The 19,942-nt window shown below is 71.3% G+C and carries 18 protein-coding genes; 9 read left to right on the top strand and 9 right to left on the bottom strand.

From position 1 onward, the window contains the following. The first annotated feature begins 334 nt into the window (after positions 1-334). The 6 genes from ACFCZF_RS30215 (at position 335) to ACFCZF_RS30190 (ending at position 8,706) form a co-directional block, all read left to right on the top strand. Entirely contained in the window at positions 335-2,911 is a 2,577-nt protein-coding gene (locus tag ACFCZF_RS30215) for a SulP family inorganic anion transporter (RefSeq protein WP_376674318.1), read from the top strand. A 226-nt stretch (positions 2,912-3,137) separates the two neighbouring features. Then, on the top strand, positions 3,138-5,093 hold the full coding sequence (gene acs, locus ACFCZF_RS30210) for an acetate--CoA ligase (protein WP_376674317.1): 1,956 nt from the start codon (positions 3,138-3,140) through the stop codon (positions 5,091-5,093). Between the two features lie 239 nt (positions 5,094-5,332). Further along, positions 5,333-6,763: a Na+/H+ antiporter NhaA gene (gene nhaA, locus ACFCZF_RS30205; RefSeq protein WP_376674316.1), complete on the top strand. Its 1,431-nt coding sequence runs from the start codon at positions 5,333-5,335 to the stop codon at positions 6,761-6,763. Positions 6,764-6,876: 113 nt separating this feature from the next. Next, positions 6,877-7,365: a phage holin family protein gene (locus ACFCZF_RS30200; protein ID WP_375923934.1), complete on the top strand. Its 489-nt coding sequence runs from the start codon at positions 6,877-6,879 to the stop codon at positions 7,363-7,365. Next, positions 7,362-8,387 carry an alpha/beta fold hydrolase gene (locus ACFCZF_RS30195; RefSeq protein WP_376674315.1) on the top strand — a complete coding sequence of 342 codons (1,026 nt, stop codon included), beginning with the start codon at positions 7,362-7,364 and terminating at the stop codon, positions 8,385-8,387. The genes ACFCZF_RS30200 and ACFCZF_RS30195 overlap by 4 nt, the downstream gene beginning before the upstream one ends. A 127-nt stretch (positions 8,388-8,514) precedes the next feature. Continuing rightward, positions 8,515-8,706, top strand: a complete 192-nt coding sequence (locus tag ACFCZF_RS30190) for a hypothetical protein (RefSeq protein ID WP_121748302.1) — start codon at positions 8,515-8,517, stop codon at positions 8,704-8,706. Between the two features lie 43 nt (positions 8,707-8,749). Here ACFCZF_RS30190 and ACFCZF_RS30185 read toward each other — a convergent pair whose 3' ends face one another. Genes ACFCZF_RS30185 through nth form a run of 3 tightly spaced genes read right to left on the bottom strand, consistent with a single transcriptional unit; the run spans position 8,750 to position 11,683 of the window. Beyond that, entirely contained in the window at positions 8,750-9,949 is a 1,200-nt protein-coding gene (locus tag ACFCZF_RS30185) for a MarP family serine protease (RefSeq protein WP_376674314.1), read from the bottom strand. 47 nt (positions 9,950-9,996) lie between these two features. Then, entirely contained in the window at positions 9,997-10,704 is a 708-nt protein-coding gene (locus ACFCZF_RS30180; protein ID WP_376674313.1) for an NUDIX hydrolase, read from the bottom strand. A gap of 52 nt (positions 10,705-10,756) precedes the next feature. Further along, positions 10,757-11,683, bottom strand: a complete 927-nt coding sequence (nth, locus tag ACFCZF_RS30175; protein ID WP_376674312.1) for an endonuclease III — start codon at positions 11,681-11,683, stop codon at positions 10,757-10,759. A gap of 348 nt (positions 11,684-12,031) precedes the next feature. On the opposite strand from nth, the gene ACFCZF_RS30170 reads away from it, so the two are divergent. Next, on the top strand, positions 12,032-12,706 hold the full coding sequence (locus ACFCZF_RS30170; RefSeq protein ID WP_003975365.1) for a Crp/Fnr family transcriptional regulator: 675 nt from the start codon (positions 12,032-12,034) through the stop codon (positions 12,704-12,706). Positions 12,707-12,770: 64 nt separating this feature from the next. Here ACFCZF_RS30170 and ACFCZF_RS30165 read toward each other — a convergent pair whose 3' ends face one another. The 5 genes from ACFCZF_RS30165 to ACFCZF_RS30145 form a co-directional block, all read right to left on the bottom strand. Beyond that, complete coding sequence (locus ACFCZF_RS30165; protein WP_376674311.1) at positions 12,771-13,613, bottom strand: MBL fold metallo-hydrolase; 843 nt, start codon at positions 13,611-13,613, stop codon at positions 12,771-12,773. Continuing rightward, on the bottom strand, positions 13,610-14,581 hold the full coding sequence (locus tag ACFCZF_RS30160) for an NUDIX hydrolase (RefSeq protein WP_375923946.1): 972 nt from the start codon (positions 14,579-14,581) through the stop codon (positions 13,610-13,612). Before ACFCZF_RS30160 ends, ACFCZF_RS30165 begins: the two co-directional genes overlap by 4 nt. Positions 14,582-14,640: 59 nt before the next feature. Further along, a complete protein-coding gene (locus ACFCZF_RS30155) occupies positions 14,641-15,669 on the bottom strand; it encodes an alpha/beta fold hydrolase (RefSeq protein ID WP_376674310.1) in 1,029 nt (342 codons plus the stop codon). Positions 15,670-15,849: 180 nt separating this feature from the next. Beyond that, positions 15,850-16,317 carry a RidA family protein gene (locus ACFCZF_RS30150; protein WP_210964067.1) on the bottom strand — a complete coding sequence of 156 codons (468 nt, stop codon included), beginning with the start codon at positions 16,315-16,317 and terminating at the stop codon, positions 15,850-15,852. Continuing rightward, the gene (locus tag ACFCZF_RS30145) at positions 16,314-16,475 is read right to left on the bottom strand and encodes a DUF4177 domain-containing protein (RefSeq protein ID WP_003975360.1); all 162 of its coding nucleotides are present in this window, start codon (positions 16,473-16,475) and stop codon (positions 16,314-16,316) included. Before ACFCZF_RS30145 ends, ACFCZF_RS30150 begins: the two co-directional genes overlap by 4 nt. Positions 16,476-16,581: 106 nt before the next feature. Between ACFCZF_RS30145 and ACFCZF_RS30140 the strand changes: the two genes are divergently transcribed. Next, on the top strand, positions 16,582-17,559 hold the full coding sequence (locus ACFCZF_RS30140; RefSeq protein WP_375923954.1) for an ArsA-related P-loop ATPase: 978 nt from the start codon (positions 16,582-16,584) through the stop codon (positions 17,557-17,559). Further along, positions 17,556-19,001 carry an ArsA family ATPase gene (locus tag ACFCZF_RS30135; RefSeq protein ID WP_376674309.1) on the top strand — a complete coding sequence of 482 codons (1,446 nt, stop codon included), beginning with the start codon at positions 17,556-17,558 and terminating at the stop codon, positions 18,999-19,001. The genes ACFCZF_RS30140 and ACFCZF_RS30135 overlap by 4 nt, the downstream gene beginning before the upstream one ends. A 60-nt stretch (positions 19,002-19,061) precedes the next feature. Here the strand turns inward: ACFCZF_RS30135 and wblA are convergent, their stop codons facing one another. Beyond that, entirely contained in the window at positions 19,062-19,400 is a 339-nt protein-coding gene (wblA, locus tag ACFCZF_RS30130) for a transcriptional regulator WblA (protein WP_375923958.1), read from the bottom strand. Positions 19,401-19,942: the final 542 nt, after the last annotated feature.

The raw sequence follows: 19,942 nt of genomic DNA, 5'->3' as shown, positions 1-19,942 counted from the left end.
TTCCTTCTCTCGGGCCAACGCCGACGAGGGCGATGTCGGGTGCTGAGCCGGGACGTGCCGTCAGCGCCGTCAAGGTGGCACGAATGCGAGAAGGAATTAGTACGACAAGCCGATGAAAAGCTCGATTCACCCCGTTGAGCGGTCTATTACTCCATTCGCGGGTAATGTCTATGCCTCTTCTTTACTCTGCATTACGATCTGTTTACAGAGCGCAACAACCGAGCGCTCGGGCATCCCGCCGCTGTACGCCGTGACCCACGGCCGCGAACCGCCCCCGTCCAGCGGGGGACCGACCATGACCGCGACCGCGCAGCCCCGGAGGAGACGGGAAAACATGTCTGCCTGCGTCCCCGCCCGCGCCGATTCGGCCCGCACCGAGCACGTCCACCCACCTCACAGCCCGCCGCCCGGCGGCCCCCGGCGCTTCCGCGTCGCCGGCGCCGACCTTTCGGCGTCGATCGCCGTCTTCCTGATCGCCCTGCCCCTCTCTCTCGGCATCGCCCTCGCCACCGGCGCCCCGCTCCAGGCCGGCCTCGTCGCCGCCGCCGTGGGCGGGATCGTCGCCGGCCGGCTCGGCGGCTGCCCGCTCCAGGTCAGCGGCCCCGCCGCCGGACTCACCGTGGTCACCGCCGACCTCATCGTGCGCTACGGATGGCGTACGACCTGTGCCATCACCGTTCTCGCCGGGCTCGCCCAGCTGGGCCTCGGCTGTCTGCGCGTGGCACGCTCCGCGCTCGCCGTCAGCCCCGCCATCGTGCACGGCATGCTTGCCGGCATCGGCGTCACCATCGCCGTCGCCCAACTGCACATCGTCCTCGGCGGCACCCCGCAGAGTTCCGTGCCCGACAACCTGGTCGCGCTGCCCGCCCAGTTGGCGAACCTGCGCCCCGCCGACGTGGCGGTGAGCGTGCTGACCCTGACCCTGCTGCTGCTCTGGCCGCGCGTCCCCGGCCGGGCCGGCCGGCTCCTGGGCAAGCTCCCCGCCGCCCTGATCGCCGTCGCCGGCGCCACCGCGGTCGCGGCCTTCGCCGGGCTCCGCCTGCCCAAGGTCGACCTGCCGTCCTGGAGCAGCCACGCTCTGGCCACGCTGCCCGACGGCCCGGTGCTCGGACTCGTCGCGGCCGTCCTCACCACCACGCTGGTGTGCAGTGTGCAGTCCCTGCTCGGCGCGGTCGCCGTGGACAAGCTGGCCGCCGCCCGGCCCGGTCTGACCGGGCGCGTCAAGCGCTCCGACCTGGACCGCGAGCTGCTCGGCCAGGGCGCCGCCAACATCGTCTCCGGATCGCTCGGCGGGCTGCCCATCGCCGGTGTGGCCGTGCGCAGTTCCGCGAATGTGGCCGCGGGCGCCGTCAGCCGGAACTCCACGATGCTGCACGGCGTTCTCGTAGTGATCGCCGCACTGCTGATGGTCCCGGCCCTGGAGCTCATCCCGCTCGCCTCGCTCGCCTCCCTGGTCATGGCCGTCGGCCTCAAGATGGTGTCGCTGAACCACATCCGCACGGTGACCCGCCACCGTGAGGTGCTGGTCTACGCGGTCACCACCTGCGGCGTGGTGTTCCTCGGGGTCCTGGAGGGCGTCGCGCTGGGCATCGCCGTGGCCGTCGGCGTCGCCCTGCACCGCCTGACCCGCACCCGGATCACGCACGACGAGACGGAAGGAGTCCATCACGTACACGTCCGAGGCCAGTTGACCTTCCTCGCGGTGCCGAGGCTCAGCCGGGTCCTGCACCATGTGCCCCAAGGGGCCGATGCCGTCGTGGCGTTGGACGGTTCGTTCATGGACCACGCGGCGTACGAGACGCTGCAGGACTGGCAGCGGACGCACACCGCGCAGGGCGGTTCCGTCGACATCACCGGCCGCCGGCCCGGCACCCGCATCTCCGAACCGGCCGACCTGGACGGCTGCCGCTGCCGCCCCTGGACACCCTGGCGCAATCACCAGTGCGAGCCCCCGCGGCCGGCACCCCAGCAGTCGGCACCCCCGCCCGGCACGGACCGGCGGGACGCCTCCGGCGCGAACGCCGACGCGGCGACCGGACCGAGCGGAACCAACGGACCCCACGGATCCCACGGATCCCACGGATCCCACGGATCCCACGGATCCCACGGATCCCACGAAACCAACGGACCTGCCGGACGGCCCAACGCGCCCGGCACGGCCGGTACGCCCGGCACGCCCGGCACGGCCGGCACGGCCGGCACGGCCGGCGCGCCCAGCAGACCGAGCAGCCCCAACGGACCCAGCGGACGGGAACTGGCCCGTGGCATCAGCGCGTTCCAGCGCAACACCGCCCCGCTGGTGCGCGGTGAGCTGGCCCGGCTGGCCCGCGAAGGACAGCAGCCCTCCCAGCTGTTCCTGACCTGCGCCGACTCCCGGGTGGTCACGTCGATGATCACCTCCAGCGGCCCCGGTGACCTCTTCGTCGTGCGCAACGTGGGCAACCTCGTGCCGCTGCCCGGCGAGGAGAGCGGCGACGACTCGGTGGCCGCCGCGATCGAGTACGCGGTGGACATCCTGAAGGTTCGGTCCATCACGGTGTGCGGGCACTCCGGTTGCGGGGCCATGCAGGCGCTGCTCAGCGCCGAGCCCGGGGGCGCGCAGACCCCGCTCAAGCGGTGGCTGCGGCACGGGCTGCCGAGCCTGCAACGCATGCCTGAGGACGAGACGCCCCGGACCCGCCTGGCCGGACGCCGGCCCGCCGACGCGGCCGAGCAGCTCTGCCTGGCCAACGTGGTCCAGCAGTTGGAGCACCTGCGTGCCCACGACGCGGTGTCCCGGGCACTGGGCGCGGGCGACCTGGAGCTGCACGGCATGTACTTCCACGTGGGCGAGGCCCAGGCGTACCTGCTTTCCGAGGACGCCGGGGACGGGGTGTTCGAGCTGGTGCTGGAGACCGACCTGACCGCCTGACCGCCTGAGCACTACGGCGAGCCGAGGCGCGGGGAGTGTGAGCGGTGTTACAGACACTGAACCCCGCGCCGTCGGCGTCCGTGGGTACGGATGACCACTGGCCACGAAGTCAGGCGAGTGTCAGACAGGTCTAAACCAATTGCCCGTCGACCCTTGTCATCGGCCCCCCGGGTCTGATGAGCTGTGGCCTGGGACACAACGGACAACCCTGAGAATGGGAGATGTCGTGAGCAACGAATCCTTGGCCAACCTGCTCAAGGAAGAGCGCAGGTTCGCGCCCCCCGCCGACCTGGCCGCGAACGCCAACGTCACGGCGGAGGCGTACGAACAGGCCAAGGCCGACCGGCTCGGCTTCTGGGCCGAGCAGGCCCGCCGGCTGAGCTGGGCCGAGGAGCCGACCGAGACCCTGGACTGGTCGAACCCGCCGTTCGCCAAGTGGTTCAAGGACGGCAAGCTCAACGTCGCCTACAACTGCGTGGACCGGCACGTGGAGGCCGGGAACGGCGACCGGGTCGCCATCCACTTCGAGGGCGAGTCCGGCGACAGCCGCGCCCTCACCTACGCCCAGCTCAAGGACGAGGTCTCCAAGGCCGCCAACGCCCTGCTGGAGCTGGGCGTGCGCAAGGGCGACCGAGTCGCCGTCTACATGCCGATGATCCCCGAGACGGCGATCGCGATGCTGGCCTGCGCCCGGATCGGCGCCGCCCACTCGGTGGTCTTCGGCGGCTTCTCCGCCGACGCCCTCGCCACCCGCATCCAGGACGCCGACGCGCGGGTCGTCATCACCGCCGACGGCGGCTACCGGCGCGGCAAGCCGTCCGCGCTCAAGCCGGCCGTCGACGAGGCCGCCGAGCGCGCCGGCATCGTCGAGCACGTACTCGTCGTCCGCCGCACCGGCCAGGACGTCGCCTGGGACGACTCCCGCGACAAGTGGTGGCACGAGACCGTCGAGCGGCAGTCCGCCGAGCACACGCCGGAGGCGTTCGAGGCGGAGCACCCGCTGTTCATCCTGTACACGTCCGGTACGACGGGTAAGCCCAAGGGCATCCTGCACACCTCCGGCGGCTACCTGACGCAGACGGCGTACACGCACTGGGCGGTCTTCGACCTCAAGCCGGCCACCGACGTCTTCTGGTGCACCGCCGACGTCGGCTGGGTCACCGGGCACTCGTACATCGTCTACGGCCCGCTCGCCAACGGCGCGACGCAGGTCATGTACGAGGGCACCCCGGACACCCCGCACCAGGGCCGCTTCTGGGAGATCGTGCAGAAGTACAAGGTCTCCATCCTCTACACCGCGCCCACCGCGATCCGGACGTTCATGAAGTGGGGCGACGACATCCCCGCGAAGTTCGACCTGTCGTCCCTGCGCGTCCTCGGCTCGGTCGGCGAGCCGATCAACCCCGAGGCCTGGGTCTGGTACCGCAAGAACATCGGCGCCGACGCCACCCCGGTCGTCGACACCTGGTGGCAGACCGAGACCGGCGCGATGATGATCACACCGCTGCCCGGCGTCACGGAGGCCAAGCCGGGCTCCGCCCAGCGCGCGCTGCCCGGCATCTGTGCCACCGTCGTCGACGACGAGGCAGGCGAAGTGCCGAACGGCGGTGGCGGCTACCTGGTCCTCACCGAGCCGTGGCCGTCGATGCTGCGCACCATCTGGGGCGACGACCAGCGGTTCATCGACACGTACTGGTCGCGCTTCGAGGGCAAGTACTTCGCGGGCGACGGCGCCAAGAAGGACGACGACGGCGACATCTGGCTGCTGGGCCGCGTCGACGACGTGATGCTCGTCTCCGGGCACAACATCTCCACCACCGAGGTCGAATCCGCCCTCGTCTCCCACCCGTCGGTCGCCGAGGCGGCCGTGGTCGGCGCGGCGGACGAGACGACCGGGCAGGCCATCGTGGCCTTCGTGATCCTGCGCGGCTCGGCCGCGGAGACCGAGAACCTGGTCGCCGACCTGCGCAACCACGTCGGCGCCACCCTCGGCCCCATCGCCAAGCCCAAGCGGATCCTGCCGGTGGCCGAACTGCCCAAGACCCGCTCCGGCAAGATCATGCGCCGCCTGCTGCGCGACGTCGCAGAGAACCGGCAGCTCGGAGACGTCACCACCCTGACCGACTCCACCGTCATGGACCTCATCCAGACGAAGCTCCCGACGGCGTCCAGCGAAGACTGAGCCACCTGCTCCGAGGGCACCCGGCGAGAACCACGCCGGGTGCCCTTTTCGCGCGGAGTGCCCCATTACGCACCGTCGCGGAGATCACCCGGCGCCCGTGCCGCAGGTTAGGTAGGCTAAGGAACGCGTAAGAGACTCAACAAGATCCTCGAAGAAACCCCTCTCGAAGATCCTCATGGTGTGCCGGGAAGTCTGGTCGGCAAGCGTTTCGTGCTGCCCACCAACCGGAGGTTCTCCCCGTGACCGCGCCCCGCACCCCCCGCAAAGCCTTCGGGCGTCTGTCCCTCCCGGAGCGGAACTACGTCGCGGAAGCGCTGCGCACCGAGACGGTCGGCGGTGTCCTGCTGCTCATCGCCGCGGTCACCGCGCTGGTGTGGGCGAACATACCGGCGCTGAGCGACAGCTACGAGAGCGTCAGCAACTTCCACTTCGGTCCCGAGGCCCTCGGCCTGGACCTGTCGGTCGCGCACTGGGCCGCCGACGGGTTGCTCGCGGTCTTCTTCTTCGTCGCCGGCATCGAGCTGAAGCGCGAGCTGGTCGCCGGTGACCTGAAGGACCCGAAGGCCGCCGCGCTCCCGGTGGTGGCGGCGTTGTGCGGCATGGCCGTACCGGCGCTCGTCTACACCGTCACCGCCACCGCCGGCGGCGGCTCGCTGGCCGGCTGGGCCGTGCCCACCGCCACCGACATCGCGTTCGCCCTCGCCGTACTGGCCGTCATCGGTACGTCCCTGCCGAGCGCCCTGCGCGCCTTCCTGCTGACCCTCGCCGTCGTCGACGACCTGTTCGCGATCCTGATCATCGCGGTCTTCTTCACCGAGTCGCTCAACTTCGCCGCGCTCGGCGGCGCGGTCGTCGGTCTCGGCGTCTTCTGGCTGCTGCTCCGCAAGGGCGTACGCGGCTGGTACGTGTACGTGCCGCTCGGCCTCGTGATCTGGGGACTGATGTACAACAGCGGCGTCCACGCCACCATCGCCGGCGTCGCGATGGGCCTGATGCTGCGCTGCCACACCCGTGAGGGCGAGCAGCACTCCCCGGGCCAGCACATCGAGCACCTCGTGCGCCCCCTGTCGGCGGGCCTGGCCGTACCGCTCTTCGCACTGTTCAGCGCGGGTGTCGCGCTCTCGGGCGGCGCGCTCGCCGACGTGTTCACCAAGCCGGAGACCCTCGGCGTCGTGCTCGGGCTCGTGGTCGGCAAGACACTGGGCATCTTCGGCGGCACCTGGCTGACGGCGCGCTTCACCCGGGCCTCGCTCAGCGATGACCTGGAATGGGCCGACGTCTTCGCGGTGGCGACCCTGGCCGGCATCGGGTTCACCGTCTCGCTGCTCATCGGCGAGCTGGCCTTCGAGGGCGACGCGGCGATGACCGGCCAGGTCAAGGCCGCCGTCCTGACCGGCTCCCTGATGGCGGCGCTCCTGGCCACGGTGCTGCTGAAGGTACGGAACGCCAAGTACCGGCGCATGACCGAGGCCGAGGAGCGCGACGAGGACCTCAGCGGCATCCCGGACATCTACGAGGAGGACGACCCGGCGTACCACCTGCGCATGGCCGCCATCCACGAGAAGAAGGCCGCCGAGCACCGCCGGCTCGCCCAGGAGAAGACCCAGGAACGCCACGGGCTTGCCGAAGTGACCGGCGGGGCAGGCGATGAGGGCGACCGTCCGGCATGATCTGACGAGACGGTACAAAAGACGGACCGGACGCGGTCGGGCCGCAGTAGGCGGGCGGCACACGAGCGCCACGGAACCGTACGCAGATGAGCCAGTAGAAGAGGGAGACCGCGATGAGCGCACCCGACGGCAGCCCGGTCGGCACCGAACGCAGCATCGGACAGCTGTTCGCCTCGGCGACCACCGAAATGTCGGCGCTCGTGCACGACGAGATCGCGCTGGCCAAGGCGCAGCTGAGGCAGGACGTCAAGCGCGGGGCGACGAGCGGCGGCGCGTTCTCGCTGGCCGGGGCCGTTCTCCTGTTCTCGCTGCCGATGCTGAGCTTCGCGCTGGCCTACGCCATCCGGACCTGGAGCGACTGGAACCTGGCGGTCTGCTTCCTGCTGTCCTTCGCGGCGAACGTCCTCCTCGCGGCCCTCCTCGCGCTGATCGGCATCGTCTTCGCGAAGAAGGCCAAGAAGGGCAAGGGCCCGCAGAAGGTCGCCGCGTCCGTGAAGCAGTCGGCGGGCGTCCTGCAGAACGCCAAGCCGCACCCGCGGCCGGAACTGCCCGCGGACCGGTCCCCCGAAGCCATCGAGGCTGTGGCACGCTCGTCCTCATGACGGGCTCCTCCATCCCTCCGGGACAGTCCCCTTCGGAACAGTCCCCTTCGGGGCACTCCTCCTCGGGGCACCCCTCGGGACAATCCCCCTCGGCGCAACAACCCACCTCGGTCGTACGGCACGACATCCCGGGCGGGCGCGAGGTGACCCACCGGGACGTCGCCGCCAACGGCGCCCGCTTCCACATCGCCGAACTGGGTGACGGGCCGCTGGTACTGCTGCTGCACGGCTTCCCCCAGTTCTGGTGGACCTGGCGGCACCAGCTGGTGGCACTCGCGGACGCCGGTTTCCGCGCCGTCGCCATGGACGTGCGCGGCGTCGGCGGCAGCGACCGCACCCCGCGCGGCTACGACCCCGCCGGCCTCGCCCTCGACATCACCGGCGTGGTCCGCTCGCTCGGCGAGCCGGACGCCGCGCTGGTCGGCCACGACCTGGGCGGCTACCTGGCCTGGACGGCCGCCGCGATGCGGCCCAAGCTCGTGCGGCGGCTCGCGGTCTCGTCCATGCCGCATCCCCGGCGCTGGCGCTCGGCGATGCTCGGGGACGTCCGTCAGACCCGGGCGGGGTCGTACATCTGGGGCTTCCAGCGCCCCTGGATCCCGGAGCGCCAACTGACCGCGGACGACGGCGCGCTGGTCGGCCGGCTGATCCACGACTGGTCGGGGCCGCGTCCCCTGGACGACGAGGCGGTGGAGATCTACCGCCGGGCCATGTGCATCCCCTCCACGGCACACTGCTCCGTCGAGCCGTACCGCTGGATGGTGCGCTCCCTGGCGCGTCCGGACGGCATCCAGTTCTACCGCCGGATGAAGCGGCCGGTGCGCGTGCCGACCCTGCATCTGCACGGTTCGCTGGACCCCGTGATGCGGACGCGGAGCGCGGCCGGGTCCGGGCAGTATGTCGAAGCGCCCTACCGCTGGCGGCTGTTCGACGGTCTCGGGCACTTCCCGCACGAAGAGGATCCGGTCGCGTTCTCCACCGAACTGATCAATTGGCTGAAGGATCCCGAACCCGATCGGTGACCGAACGAACGCTCCCGGTATCCCAACTTGAACGCTTGTCCTATGAACGGCCACTTGCCCGACGCATAGGCCAATTGGGCGCCCTGAGAACGGTTATCGACCTTCAGGCGGGGGCACACGTCCGGTTATGGGCTGGACGCACGACTACAGTGACGTAGCACGCGACGGCCGCTCCACGAGCGGCGTGAGCAGCACCCACCGACGAGGAGGCACCCCGCAACTGGCGGGTGCGGACCTACGGGTGGGCATTCCGCGCATCCTGCGCCGCCGGGCCCGCTGGGTCTCCGTGCGCCTGCGCCATCCACGCGGCGTGAGCTGACCGAGCCGACGCCCGCGCGACACGCGCCCCAGCGTTCCCGTTCCTAGAGAGCGCAGCTGTCGCTGTCCACCTGCTGGTTCGCGGTGCGGCCCTTGGCGATGTCCTCGCGGATCTCGTCCACGGTGAGCGCGTAGCCGGTCTCGGCGTCGTCCAGGGACTTGGCGAAGACCACGCCGTAGACCTCGCCCTCGGGCGTCAGCAGCGGGCCGCCGGAGTTGCCCTGACGGACGGTCGCGAACAGCGAGTAGACGTCGCGGCGGACGGTGTCGCGGTGGTAGATGTCCGGGCCGTTGGCCGTGATGCGCCCGCGCACGCGCGCGGCCCGGACGTCGTACGCCCCGTTCTCCGGGAAGCCCGCGACGATCGCGCTGTCGTCGCGGGCCGCGTCCTCGTCGGTGAACCGCAGCGCGGGTGCGTTCAGCTCCGGCACGTCCAGTACGGCGATGTCGCGCCGCCAGTCGTAGAGGACGACCGTCGCGTCGTACTTCCTGCCCTCGCCGCCTATCTGCACCGTGGGCTCGTCGACGCCGCCCACGACATGGGCGTTGGTCATGACGCGGCGGTCGTCGAAGACGAAGCCGGTGCCCTCCAGTACCTTGCCGCAGTCGGGGGCGGTGCCCATCACCTTGACGATGGAGCGCTTGGCACGGGTGGCGACCGGGCTGTTCGCCAGCGCCGGGTCGGGCGGCTGGACTTCGGGGATCTGCTCGTTGGAGAAAGGGCTGAAGACCTGCGGGAAGCCGTTCTGCGCGAGGACGGAGGAGAAGTCCGCGAACCAGGTGTCGGCCCGTGCGGGCAGCGCCCTGGAGACGCCCTGCAGCACGGTGGAGCTGCGGACCTCCTTGCCGAGTGTCGGCAGCGTGGTGCCCGCGAGGGCGGAGCCGATCAGCCAGGCGACCAGGAGCATCGCCACGACGTTGACCAGGGCGCCGCCGGTGGCGTCCAGGGCGCGGGCCGGGGACCAGGTGATGTACCGGCGCAGCTTGTTGCCGAGGTGCGTGGTCAGGGCCTGGCCGACGGAGGCGCAGACGATGACGACGACGACCGCGACGACGGCCGCGGTCGTACTCACCTCCGCGTTGTCCGTCAGGGCGTCCCAGACCACCGGGAGCAGATAGACGGCGATGAGCCCGCCGCCGAGGAAACCGGTCACCGACAGGATGCCGACGACGAAGCCCTGGCGGTAGCCGACGATCGCGAACCAGACGGCGGCCAGCAGCAACAGGATGTCCAGCACGTTCACCGATTCAGGCCCCGCCTTGTCGTCCTACGCTCACACCGGTCACCCTGTCATGACCGCCAGTCCAGCGGGACCTGCTTCTCCCTGTCCCAGGGCCGCTCCCAGCCCGCGAAGTGCAGCAACCGGTCGATGATGCCGGCGGTGAAGCCCCACACGAGCGCCGATTCGACCAGGAATGCCGGACCCCGGTGACCGCTCGGGTGGATGGTGGTGACCCTGTTGGCGGGGTCCGTGAGATCCGCCACGGGGACGGTGAAGACGCGCGCCGTCTCGTTCGGATCGACGACGCCCACCGGGGTGGGCTCGCGCCACCAGGCCAGGACCGGTGAGACGACGAAGCCGCTGACCGGGATGTAGAGCTTGGGCAGGACACCGAAGAGCTGCACGCCGGCCGGGTCGAGTCCGGTCTCCTCCTCGGCCTCGCGCAGGGCGGCCCGCAGCGGCCCGTCGCCCAGCGGATCGCCGTCTTCGGGGTCGAGGGCGCCGCCCGGGAAGGCCGGCTGACCGGCGTGCGAGCGCAGGGAGCCGGCCCGCTCCATGAGCAGCAGCTCGGGGCCGCCGCCGGCCTCGCCCTCGCCGAAGAGGATCAGGACGGCGGACTGGCGCCCGGCTCCGTCCTCCGGTGGCAGAAAGCGGCTCAACTGGTCGGGGCGCACCGTCTCGACCGCCCGCACCACCGGATTCAGCCAGCCCGGCAGACCCTCCTTGCTGAGGATCCCGCCCCGGATGTGCCCCTGTGTGTCGCTCGCCCGCGTCATAGCCACCCCCGTTCTGCCGATTCCAACGCCCGACGCCACCGAGATCGTTCCGTCACCCGGCCGCCCCCAGCGGCGGCGCCGGTTTCCCGCCCGCCTCCAGGTAGGCCCGCGGAGGGTTCAGACGCTGGCCGGGGAAGCCGCCCTTCTCGTACTTGAGCAGCTTCTTCGCCTTCTCCGGGTCCGTCTCGCCCTCGCCGTACGCCGGGCAGAGCGGGGCGATGGGGCAGGCACCGCAGGCGGGCTTGCGGGCGTGGCAGATCCGGCGGCCGTGCCAGATCACGTGGTGGGAGAGGTCCGTCCAGTCGCTCTTGGGAAAGAGCGCGCCGACGGCGGCCTCGATCTTGTCCGGGTCGGTCTCGGCGGTCCACTGCCACCGGCGCACCAGGCGCTGGAAATGCGTGTCCACGCTGATGCCGGGCCGGCCGAACGCGTTGCCGAGCACGACGAAGGCGGTCTTGCGGCCGACGCCGGGCAGTTTGACGAGGTCTTCGAGGCGCCCGGGGACCTCGCCGCCGAAGTCCTCCGCCAGGGCCTTGGACAGGCCTATGACCGACTTGGTCTTGGCCCGGAAGAAGCCGGTCGGGCGCAGGATCTCCTCGACCTCCTCGGGGTCGGCGGCGGCCAGGTCCTCGGGGGTGGGGTACTTGGCGAAGAGGGCGGGTGTCGTCTGGTTGACGCGCAGGTCGGTGGTCTGGGCGGACAGCACCGTGGCCACGACCAGCTGGAACGGGTTCTCGAAGTCCAGCTCCGGGTGCGCGTACGGGTAGACCTCCGCGAGCTCGCGGTTGATACGGCGGGCGCGGCGGACCAGCGCGGTGCGCGACTCGCCGCGCGGCGTGCTCGGGGCGACGGTCTTCGCCGGGTCGACGCCCTTGACGGCGGCGGCGGCCTTCTTCGGGGCGACGGCGGGCTTCTTGGCGGGCGCCTGCTTCTTGAGGCTCTTCTCGGTCTTCTTCACGGCACCCTCCTGCGCGGTCACCCTCTTGGCAGGTGCCGCCTTCTTTGTCGCTTTCGCCGTTTTCCTACCGCCATCAGGGCCCTGTTCGCCCACAGCGGAATCGCGACGTACACCCACCCGCGCAGCCCCCTCGGCCTGTGCTCTCACCGGCGATTTGGACACCCGGCCAGCCTACGGCCCGGCACCGACATCTGCCCCGGACCCCGAAGATCGGCGTCCAATTGGACCCCTGCCGCGTACCCCAGGACACCAGTGCGGCATCCTTGTGACAGATCACACTGTTTGGACTGTCCGGCAAAATGGGCACCACGGACCCCTGGTACACCGGGGGAACATGATCCTCTGAGCCGGTCGACAAGGAGAGAACTCGTGGACGACGTTCTGCGGCGCAACCCGCTCTTCGCGGCGCTCGACGACGAGCAATCCGCGGAGCTCCGCGCCTCCATGAGCGAGGTGACCCTCGCCCGCGGCGACACACTGTTCCACGAGGGGGACCCGGGAGACCGCCTCTACGTGGTCACCGAGGGCAAGGTCAAGCTTCACCGCACGTCCCCCGACGGACGCGAGAACATGCTGGCCGTCGTCGGCCCCAGCGAGCTGATCGGCGAGCTGTCGCTGTTCGACCCGGGCCCGCGCACGGCGACCGGCACCGCGCTGACCGAGGTCAAGCTGCTGGCCCTCGGGCACGGCGACCTCCAGCCCTGGCTGAACGTCCGCCCCGAGGTGGCCACCGCACTGCTGCGCGCCGTCGCGCGCCGCCTGCGCAAGACCAACGACGCCATGTCCGACCTCGTCTTCTCGGACGTCCCCGGCCGTGTCGCCCGCGCCCTGCTGGACCTGTCCCGCCGCTTCGGCGTGCAGTCCGAGGAGGGCATCCACGTCGTGCACGACCTGACGCAGGAGGAGCTGGCCCAGCTGGTCGGCGCGTCCCGCGAGACGGTCAACAAGGCGCTCGCGGACTTCGCCCAGCGCGGTTGGCTCCGTCTGGAGGCCCGCGCGGTGATCCTGCTGGACGTGGAGCGGCTGGCCAAGCGCTCCCGCTGACGCGGCTCGATCGGGCGACCTCGATCGGGCGACCTCGGTCGGGTAGGCCTCAGTAGGGCAGACGTCAGTCGGGCAGCTGGATGAGCCCGTGCTCGCCCAGGTACTCCAGCTGCGCCCGCACCGACAGTTCCGCCGCCGGCCACAGTGAGCGGTCGACGTCCGCGTACACGTGGGCGACGACCTCGCCCGGCGTCCCGTAGCCGTCCTCGACGGCCGTCTCGACCTGGGCGAGGCGATGGGCGCGGTGCGCGAGGTAGTACTCCACGGCGCCCTGCGCGTCCTCCAGGACGGGGCCGTGGCCCGGAAGCACCGTGTGCACCCCGTCGTCGACCGCGAGCGACCTGAGCCTGCGCAGGGAGTCCAGGTAGTCGCCGAGACGGCCGTCGGGGTGGGCCACCATCGTCGTACCGCGCCCCAGGATGGTGTCGCCCGTCAGGACCGCCTGATCGACCGGGAGATGGAAGCACAGGGAGTCGGCCGTGTGCCCGGGGGTCGGTACGACCCTCAGCTCCAGACCTCCGACCTCGATCACGTCACCGGCGGCCAGCCCCTCGCCGCCCAGCCGCAGCGCCGGGTCCAGGGCCCGTACGTTCGTCCGCGTCAGCTCGGCGAAGCGCGCGGCGCCCTCCGCGTGGTCCGGGTGACCGTGCGTCAGGAGCGTCAGCGCGACGCGCTGGCCCGCCCGCTCGGCCGTGTCCACGACGTGCCGCAGGTGGATGTCGTCCAGGGGGCCGGGGTCGACCACGACGGCCAGGTCGGAGTCGGGTTCGGCGAGGATCCAGGTGTTCGTGCCGTCCAGGGTCATCGCGGAGGCGTTGGGCGCCAGGACGTTCACCGCGCGCGCGGTCGCCGGGCCCGACAGGACGCCGCCGCGCGGCTGTCCGGGCAGTGCTGCTGCGTCCGTCATGCGGGGGCTCCCCCGGTCGGGTCGGAAGGTGTCGCCGGCGCCGGACCGGAAGGCGCGGCCGTATCCGTGCTCGGTACGTGCTTGGTGAACTCGTCGTGCCCCGGCCAGGAGAGCACGATCTCGCCGCCGACGAGCCGTGCCCGGGCCAGCACGGGCGTCATGTCGCGGTCCGGAGCCGACGCCAGCGCCTCGGCCGCCGTACCGCACGCCGCGAGGGCGCGCAGTGTCGCGATGGTCGGCGGCATCATCAGCAGCTCGCCCTTGTCGTACCCGGCCGCCGCCTCGGCCGGGGTGACCCACACCGTGCGGTCGGCCTCCGTGGAGGCGTTACGGGTGCGCTGCCCCTCGGGGAGGGCGGCCACGAAGAACCAGGTGTCGTAGCGCCGGGACTCGAACTCCGGGGTGATCCAGCGGGCCCAGGCGCCCAGCAGGTCGGAGCGCAGGACGAGGCCCCGGCGGTCCAGGAACTCCGCGAAGGACAGCTCACGGTCGACCAGGGCGGCGCGGTCCGCCTCCCAGTCCGCGCCGGTCGTGTCGCCGACCACCGAGTCGCCGGTCGGGCCGGCGAGCAGGACGCCCGCCTCCTCGTACGTCTCCCGTACGGCCGCGCAGACGATCGCCTGGGCGCCCGCCTCGTCGACGCCGAGCCGGTCCGCCCACCACGCGCGCGTGGGACCCGCCCAGCCGATGTCACGGTCGTCGTCGCGCGGGTCGACCCCGCCGCCCGGATAGGCGTACGCGCCCCCGGCGAACGCCATGGAGGTCCGGCGCCGCAGCATGTGCACGGCGGGGCCGGTACCGGCGTCCTTCAGAAGCATGACGGTGGCCGCGCGCTTGGGGGTGACGGGGGTGAGCTCGCCGGCCGCCAGTGCGCGGATGCGGTCCGGCCACTCAGGTGGGTACCACTGACCGTTCGCCCGAGCACCCGCCCGAGCACCCGCCTGATCATTCGCCTGACCGTTCGCCATGGCCGGAGGCTATCCGGTGACGGGCGGATGTTCGAGTGGCTCCCGGGGCCGTACGGGCGTCAGGAGGGCAGGGCGGTCAGCCACTGGGTGAGCAGCCGGTTCGTCTCCTCCGGACGCTCCTGCTGGAGCCAGTGGCCGCAGCCGTCGAGGAGGTGCGCGGCGGTCAGGCCGGGCAGGGTGGTGGGATACGCCTCGATCGCGTCGGACAGCCAGGTGGTGGAGGCGTCCCGGCCGCCGCCGAGGAACAGGGACGGCTGGGTGATCGGGGCTCCCCGGTGATCGGCGAGGTCGGCCCAGTCCCGGTCCATGTTGCGGTAGCGGTTGAGGGCGCCGGTCAGACCGGTGCGCTCGAACTCCCCGGCGTACACGTCCAGCTCCTCCTCGGTCAGCCAGGACGGCAGCCGTCCGCCGGACGGGAACCGGTCGCGCAGTCTGCCGCCGGGGGCGACGAAGTGCGGGTCGGGTGCCTCGGGGGCGGGCATGGTGTCGGCGGACAGGGCGGCGTAGAAGCCGGCGAGCCAGCCGCGTACGTCGGGCTCGATCTCCGCCTCGGCCCGGCCGGGCTCCTGGAAGTAGGAGACGTAGAACTCCTGCCCGGCGAAGGGGCCGGCGGGGTCGCTCATGCCGGCGAAGACCTCGCTGGGCTTCGGCCCGCCGGGCGGGGTGTACGGCACGCTCAGCAGGCCGACCGCGCGGAACACGTCGGGCCGCAGCAGCGCGGAGTGCGCGGCGATGGTCGAGCCCCAGTCGTGGCCGACGATCACGGCGGACCGCTCGCCCAGCGCCTCCACCACGGCGACGTTGTCCGCCACCAGGTCGAGCATCCGGTACGCCGCCACCGCGTCGGGCCTGGAGGAGCGTCCGTAGCCGCGCACGTCGATCGCGGCGGCGCGGAAGCCCGCGGCGGCCAGCGCGGGGAGCTGGCGGCGCCAGGAGTACCAGGACTCGGGGAAGCCGTGGACGAGCAGGACCAGCGGCCCGCTGCCCTGCTCCACCAGGTGGATCCGGCCGGCCGGCGAGGGCACCGTACGGTGCACGGGCCGGTGAGGGGTCAGAGGGTGTCGAGCGGTCACGGGCTCCTGCGGCATGGCTCCTCCTGCGCACGCGGTCGGTTCGGCGTCCGTACGGGGCGGAGCCGGCGAACACGGCCGGCCGCGTCCCGTACGGGGCGCCGAACCCGATCCTGCGGGGGCGGAGCGAGGAGGGCGAGGTTTGTTGCCGTCCCGGCAACGCGCCCTCGCCCGGCGCCCTCGCCCTCGCCCTCGCGCCTACGCCTGGACGAGCTCCACCTGGACCTCGACCTCCACCGGCGCGTCCAGCGGCAGTACCGCCACGCCGACCGCGCTGCGGGCGTGGACGCCCTTGTCGCCCAGCACCTCGCCGAGGAGTTCGCTGGCGCCGTTGATCACGGCCGGCTGGCCGGTGAAGTCGGACGCGGAGGCGACGAAGCCCACGACCTTCACCACGCGCGCGATGCGGTCGAGGTCACCGGCGACGGACTTCACGGCGGCCAGGGCGTTCAGCGCGCAGGTGCGCGCCAGTTCCTTGGCCTCCTCCGGCGTGACCTCGGCGCCCACCTTGCCGGTGACCGGAAGCTTGCCCTCCACCATGGGCAGCTGGCCCGAGGTGTAGACGTACGGGCCGGACTGCACGGCCGGCTGGTACGCGGCCAGCGGCGGGACGACCTCGGGCAGCGTCAGGCCGAGCTCGGCCAGCTTCGCCTCGACGGCGCTCATGCCTGCTTCTCCCGCTTCAGGTAGGCCACGAGCTGCTCGGGGTTGTTCGGCCCGGGCACGACCTGGACGAGCTCCCAGCCGTCCTCGCCCCAGGTGTCCAGAATCTGCTTCGTGGCATGGACGAGCAGCGGCACGGTTGCGTATTCCCACTTGGTCATGTGGCCGACTCTAGCCGTTGCCCGGAGCCCCTCCGCGGGCCGACCGCGGCGACGTTGTCCACAGCCGCGGGCGTACTCGGCGCGCGGACTGGTTACGCTCGAATACGTGAGCAGGCTCCAGGTCGTCAGCGGCAAGGGCGGAACCGGCAAGACCACGGTGGCCGCGGCCCTCGCGCTGGCCCTGGCCACCGAGGGGAAGCGCGCGCTTCTCGTCGAGGTCGAGGGTCGCCAGGGCATCGCGCAGCTCTTCGAAACCGAAGCGCTGCCTTATGAGGAGCGGAAGATCGCCGTCGCTCCCGGGGGCGGGGAGGTGTACGCCCTCGCCATCGACCCCGAACTGGCGCTTCTGGACTACCTCCAGATGTTCTACAAGCTGGGCAGCGCCGGACGGGCGCTGAAGAAGCTCGGGGCGATCGACTTCGCGACCACCGTCGCGCCGGGTGTCAGAGACGTCCTGCTGACCGGCAAGGCGTGCGAGGCGGTGCGGCGCAAGGACAAGAGCGGACGGTTCGCGTACGACTACGTCGTCATGGACGCCCCGCCGACCGGCCGCATCACGCGGTTCCTCAACGTCAACGACGAGGTGGCCGGTCTCGCGAAGGTCGGCCCGATACACAATCAGGCGCAGGCCGTGATGCGGGTGCTGAAATCGCGGGAGACCGCTGTGCACCTGGTGACACTGCTGGAGGAGATGCCGGTCCAGGAGACCGCGGACGGCATCTCCGAGCTACGGGCGGCGCGGCTCCCGGTGGGCAGGGTCATGATCAACATGGTCCGGCCCGAGGTGCTGGACGCCACCGAACTGGAACTCGTACGGAGCACACCGCGTACGGCACTCGCCCGGTCCCTGTCCGGTGCCGGGCTCGGCGGGGCGCGGCGGGGCGGGCACGCCGAGCGGCTGGTGGATCCGCTGCTGGCGCAGGCCGAGGAGTACGCCGAGCGGTACGCGCTGGAGGAGGAGCAGCGGGGTGCCCTCGGCGAGCTGGACCTGCCGCTGCACGAACTCCCGCTGCTCGCCGAGGGCATGGACCTGGCGGGCCTGTACGAACTGGCCACCGAGCTGCGGAAGCAGGGGATCGCATGAGCCCGAGCCCGGACCCGGCCGCGCGTCACCAGGAGGGCGCGCGGCGCCTCTCCCCCGCGCGTGTGCTCGACGTCGACCCGCTGCTGGAGGACCCGAAGACCCGCATCGTGGTGTGCTGCGGCTCGGGCGGGGTCGGCAAGACGACCACGGCGGCGGCCCTGGGGCTGCGCGCTGCCGAGCGCGGCCGCAAGGTGGTCGTCCTCACCATCGACCCGGCCCGGCGGCTCGCCCAGTCCATGGGCATCGACTCGCTCGACAACACCCCGCGCCGGGTGAAGGGCGTCGACGACTCGGCGGGCGGTGAGCTGCACGCCATGATGCTCGACATGAAGCGCACCTTCGACGAGATCGTCGAGGCGCACGCGGATCCCGAGCGCGCGGCGGCGATCCTGGGCAACCCCTTCTACCAGTCGCTCTCGGCGGGCTTCGCGGGCACGCAGGAGTACATGGCGATGGAGAAGCTGGGTCAGCTGAGGGCGCGGGACGACTGGGACCTCATCGTCGTCGACACGCCGCCGTCCCGCTCGGCGCTGGACTTCCTGGACGCCCCCAAGCGTCTCGGGTCCTTCCTGGACGGCAAGCTGATCCGCGTCCTGCTGGCCCCGGCGAAGGTCGGCGGCCGGGCCGGCATGAAGTTCCTGAACGTCGGCATGTCGATGATGACGGGCGTCCTGGGGAAGGTGCTGGGCGGACAGTTCCTGAAGGACGTGCAGACCTTCGTGGCCGCGATGGACTCGATGTTCGGTGGCTTCCGTACGCGCGCGGACGCGACGTACAAGCTGCTCCAGGCGCCCGGCACGGCGTTCCTGGTGGTCGCGGCCCCGGAGCGGGACGCACTGCGCGAGGCCGCGTACTTCGTGGAGCGGCTGGCGGCCGAGGACATGCCGCTCGCCGGTCTGGTGCTCAACCGGGTCCACGGCAGCGGCGCCGACCGGCTGTCGGCCGAGCGGGCGCTCGCCGCCGCGGAGAATCTCGCCGGGGAAAATCTTGAGGAGCCCCGCATTGTGGATCAGGACGGCGGGAAAGCTGGAGTTCGTAACTCTCCCGACACGTACGGCAGTTCAGACTCCCCCGAGTCTCCTCCCGAGCCCTCTCCCGAGGCTCCTGGCACAACGGACGGCACAACGGACGGCACAACGGACGGCACACCGAGCACGGACAGTTCGACAGACGGCACTCCGAGCACGGCCGGCGCGCCGGACGACACACCGGAGCGATCCGTCGACCAGCTCACCGCGGGCCTGCTGAGACTGCACGCGGACCGGATGCATCTGCTCGCCCGCGAGCAGCGCACGCGTGACCGCTTCACCGCGCGCCATCCCGAGGTGGCGGTCACCGAAGTGGCCGCGCTGCCCGGCGACGTGCACGACCTCGCGGGCCTGCGGGACATCGGCGTCCGTCTCGCGACGGACCGGCCCGAGCTGCCCGAGACGGGTGTCTGACCCGACGGGGCCATCCGCGCCCCGGCACATCCGTGTCCGGGGAACGATCCCCGGGCCGGCTCAGCCCACGGCCGCGTAGTTCTCGTAGATCTCGTCGTCGTCGAGGGACACGATGCCGGCCCCTCGCTCGTACTCCGTGCGCGCCGTCTCCAGAAGTCGGCGCCAGGAGGTCACGGTGGGCCGCCGGCGCAGCAGTGCGCGGCGTTCCCGCTCCGTCATGCCTCCCCACACGCCGAACTCGACGCGGTTGTCGAGCGCGTCGGCCAGGCACTCGGTCCGCACCGGGCATCCGGTGCACACCGCCTTGGCCCTGTTCTGCGCTGCTCCCTGAACGAACAGTTCGTCCGGATCGGTAGTGCGGCAGGCGGCCTGCGCACTCCAGTCGGTTACCCAGCCCATACCGGCGCCGTCCTCTCCCGAATCGAGGCTCCCCCACGGCGGCAGCGGCATATTCACCGCCGCCAGTTGAGGACGTTACGGAAGGTGGGCACAGCGCAACACCCCCTTCGGGCCCAATCTTGAATGGCCCGAACGGACTATGGGTAAGCGGCAGATCACCCGGGGGAGTGAGCTGGCGACATACGCGACGATCCCGGCATACGAGTCGTTTCAGTTGCGCCGCAACGGACACCAATTGACACACAAGGCGGATTCGGACACGCATCCCACACGCCGTGGCACGCGCCCGTACACACCAACGCGCCCCCCAGCGGGGCCTCTCAGAAAAAAGTCGAGCGGATCCGGAACGATTCGGGGTCGCCGGACGTATTGATACGTGGCCTCACTGCTGTGACAGTTGAGTGCAGCTTAGGCCAAGGCATATACGCGTGTCCGGCGAATGAGAACGTAGACACCTCACGTTGCTATGCCGTCAAGTCGGTCGGCCGCGAGGCCGGGGGCCTTCGAACAGTTCTGACCGGGCTTGGAGAGAATCCCGGCAT

It is taken from the genome of Streptomyces sp. NPDC056296 (assembly GCF_042268605.1).
In the GTDB taxonomy this organism is placed as follows: Bacteria; Actinomycetota; Actinomycetes; order Streptomycetales; family Streptomycetaceae; genus Streptomyces.
This window is presented reverse-complemented; position numbering and strand designations above follow the sequence as displayed.